At 57.1% G+C, this 2,936-nt stretch carries 3 protein-coding genes; 1 reads left to right on the forward strand and 2 read right to left on the reverse strand.

Features of this window, described 5'->3' with window-relative positions:
• Positions 1-187 precede the first annotated feature (187 nt).
• Positions 188-637, forward strand: a complete 450-nt coding sequence (locus CDA63_RS19915) for a hypothetical protein (RefSeq protein ID WP_088466204.1) — start codon at positions 188-190, stop codon at positions 635-637.
• A 57-nt stretch (positions 638-694) separates the two neighbouring features.
• On the opposite strand, the gene CDA63_RS19920 is transcribed toward CDA63_RS19915, so the two are convergent.
• Together CDA63_RS19920 and CDA63_RS19925 are read right to left on the reverse strand one after the other, a co-directional pair.
• Positions 695-2,020 (reverse strand): Zn-dependent hydrolase, encoded by a 1,326-nt coding sequence (locus CDA63_RS19920; RefSeq protein WP_088466205.1) that lies wholly within the window; start codon positions 2,018-2,020, stop codon positions 695-697.
• 242 nt (positions 2,021-2,262) lie between these two features.
• Entirely contained in the window at positions 2,263-2,739 is a 477-nt protein-coding gene (locus tag CDA63_RS19925; RefSeq protein ID WP_126546987.1) for a hypothetical protein, read from the reverse strand.
• Positions 2,740-2,936: the final 197 nt, after the last annotated feature.

Below are 2,936 nucleotides of genomic sequence, written 5' to 3' on the forward strand. Positions count from 1 at the left end.
CGCGCCTGGGGAGTCAGCGCACAGGGACACTTGGTGGAGGTGCCGGTCAAATCCCTTCGCTGCCTCAACAACGATTACGGAGCGTATTAATCCCTCCTTCAACTGAGCGGGGCACGTTTACCTTGCCACCGTTTGGCTGAACGCCAATAAAGACACCTAGCCAGCGTTATGGCTCTACTTCAAATAAATGCTGATGAAGTTCTCCTTCCGTGACGGTTGCTTTGTGCTAGTGGGCACCGCTATTGGCGCGCTGGCCACCGTGGCCAGCGTTTCCCCCAGGGAAGGCGGTCCCCCGCCCGACTTCGTTCCGCCACGGATTTATTTTGTTGACACCCTGAAGACACAACTGTCGGAAACGTCCTTTCAGCACACGTTCGCGCTCGCCGTCCGGCAGCGGCTGGCCCGGCTTCCCCCAGCCCCTTCGCGTGCCGCCTTGCAGGCGGTCATCCGGGACGCCGAAGAACACCTAAGCATCGACAGCATGGCGACGGTTATTCATGCTTCGCTGAAAGGCTACCAAATCGTGGTTCGTCCCTATTCGTTGCAGAACAGCGACGACGATTTTTACTTGCTGCAAAACGATTCCATCTCCTGTTTGCGACCCATTCCCATCACCTACATCACAAAGTCTCATTGACGGCAGCTAAAATCCTCCTTCAACTGAACAGAGCTAGTTCAAGGCACCACCGTTTTCCTAAACGTGGTCAATGGCCAGTATCGTTTGTAACAGCACATTGGCCCCATTGCTCATGTCCCCGGGTTTAGTCGATTCCTGGTACGAATGACTAATGCCCCCCACACTGGGAACAAATATCATGGCTACTGGGGCAATGGCGGCAATTTCCTGGGAATCATGCCCCGCCCCGCTTTGCATCACTTTGGTGCTCAGTCCCAAGGATTTGGCCGCGGCCGCGATGGTTTGCTGCAAGGTCTTGTTTGTTAAGGCCGGTTTTGAAGCGTTGGCTTGTCTGTCAAACCGGATGGTGGTTTTGCTCTCGGCGGCGATTGCAGCGGCTCGTTTTTCTATTTCCCGGAAGAGCAGCTTGATTTTATCGGCGGATAAGTCGCGTATCTCCAACCCCAGGACCACTTTCCCTGGGATGACATTGTAGGCATTGGGGGTGAGGGCCAGTTTGCCAATCGTCCCCACCTGGTTTCCTTCGACCGAGGTGATGACGTCGTTGACGGCGATGATCAATCGGGCCGACGCCAGCAAGGCATCTTGCCGCATCGCCATGGGGGTGGTACCCGCGTGGTTGGCAAACCCGGTGACGGTGACTTCCCAGTGCTCAATGCCCACGATGCCTTCCACTACCCCAATCTGGACGTTTTCCCGCGCCAAAATGCCCCCTTGTTCGATGTGCAATTCCACCCAGGCGTGGAGGTCCCCTTTTTTTCGGATGCAGGATTGGATGTTGTCAGGATTGCCTCCGATGGCCCGGATTCCTTCCGCCATGGTCAGCCCGCTTTGGCTTTTTTGTTGCAACCCCGCTGGGGTTAAGCCGCCCGCCATGGCCATGCTGCCAATCGTGCCGCCTTCTTCATTGGCAAAAATGATGACTTCCAGCGGATGCTCCGTGCGCATCTTCTGTTCGTTGAGCACCTCGATGACTTCCAATGCACTGATGGCTCCCAACGGGCCGTCGTAATTTCCGCCGTCTGGCACCATGTCAATGTGCGAACCAAAAGCAATGGGTTTAAGGGACGGACGTTTGCCTTTTCGTTTGCCGATGATGTTGCCGGCGGCATCAATGGCGGGGTCCAGCCCCGCCCGTTTCATCTGCTCGATAAACCAGGCCCTGCCCTCCAGGTCACCTTTGGTAAACGCAACCCGGTAGCCGTGCCCCTTCTCGTCCAAACCGAATTTGGCCAGCTGGGCAATGCGGTCGACGAGGCGCTGCTCGTTTACGCTAAACTTGTTACCCAAAGCAGCCGGTTTACTAACGGCGTCCAGCAAGCCAAAGGCACTAATGCCCAAAGCGGATAGAGAGGCGTTTTTAAGGAAGGTTCTTCTTTCCATAGTTCTAGCGTAAAGCCCGCTGCCGCGAAATGTTGTGTTGGGAGGTTGGTGCCCACCGCTGGCAGGCAACGGACCCGCCGGGTGGCAGCGCCACGTGAGGTCGCCGATCAGCGCCCAGGCAGGAAAAGTAACGCTGTTTGCCTAAATAGCGCGCGTCTAAGCCACGACCGTTAAAGTAGACTCAGAGGAAAGGAAGCTGAGCACGATTAGTTGGACCGCAGCAGGGGGCTGCCGAAGAGCGTCTAATAAGCGGAAGGCACCGTCTGTTGGCGACCCTGCTCGTCCACCACGATGTGGGTGCCGTCCGCGGAGTAGGTGGCGCAGACGGGCGAACGGCTGCGGTAATGGCGCACCATGGCCTGGCGGTCCAGCGACAACTCCACCACCGTGTACCGCATGGGTTGCAAGTAGCCGTCCGTGATGCTGACAAACACGATTTTGGTGCTGTGCACGCTGGAACAGCGCGTAAAGTCAGCGAAGCCCCACGCGTTGCTGGGGGAGTACGCGAAGGACGACGCATCCCGGTCCGCCACGGCATGAGAGGCCACCTCACCGGCCCCCGAAACCCACACTAAGTATGGCCCCACGTAGGCCATGCGCCCAGGGATTTGCTGTATCCCTGGGCGGGCCACCGTGTCATACGCCGGGATGCCGTGGGCCGCAGCATTCACATTTATGAACGCGGGCCGTAAGGGCAGCGGGGCAGTGGATTGGGCCATGGCATCAAAGTACCACGCGAGGCACATCCAGACAAAAAGCAGTTGTTTCATCTCATAAAAGAACGCTCGATTCAGTGAAAGGCCGCGTTTAACTTCGGACCTTTTTGCTGAACCCAGCGAGTGTTCTCAGGCTGGCTTGCAGAAAACCGGTCCGTACCTTGCCATTGATGGAAATAGAACGGTTTGTTGAACAGGTC

This window comes from Hymenobacter amundsenii (assembly GCF_002204745.1).
In the GTDB taxonomy this organism is placed as follows: Bacteria; Bacteroidota; Bacteroidia; order Cytophagales; family Hymenobacteraceae; genus Hymenobacter; species Hymenobacter amundsenii.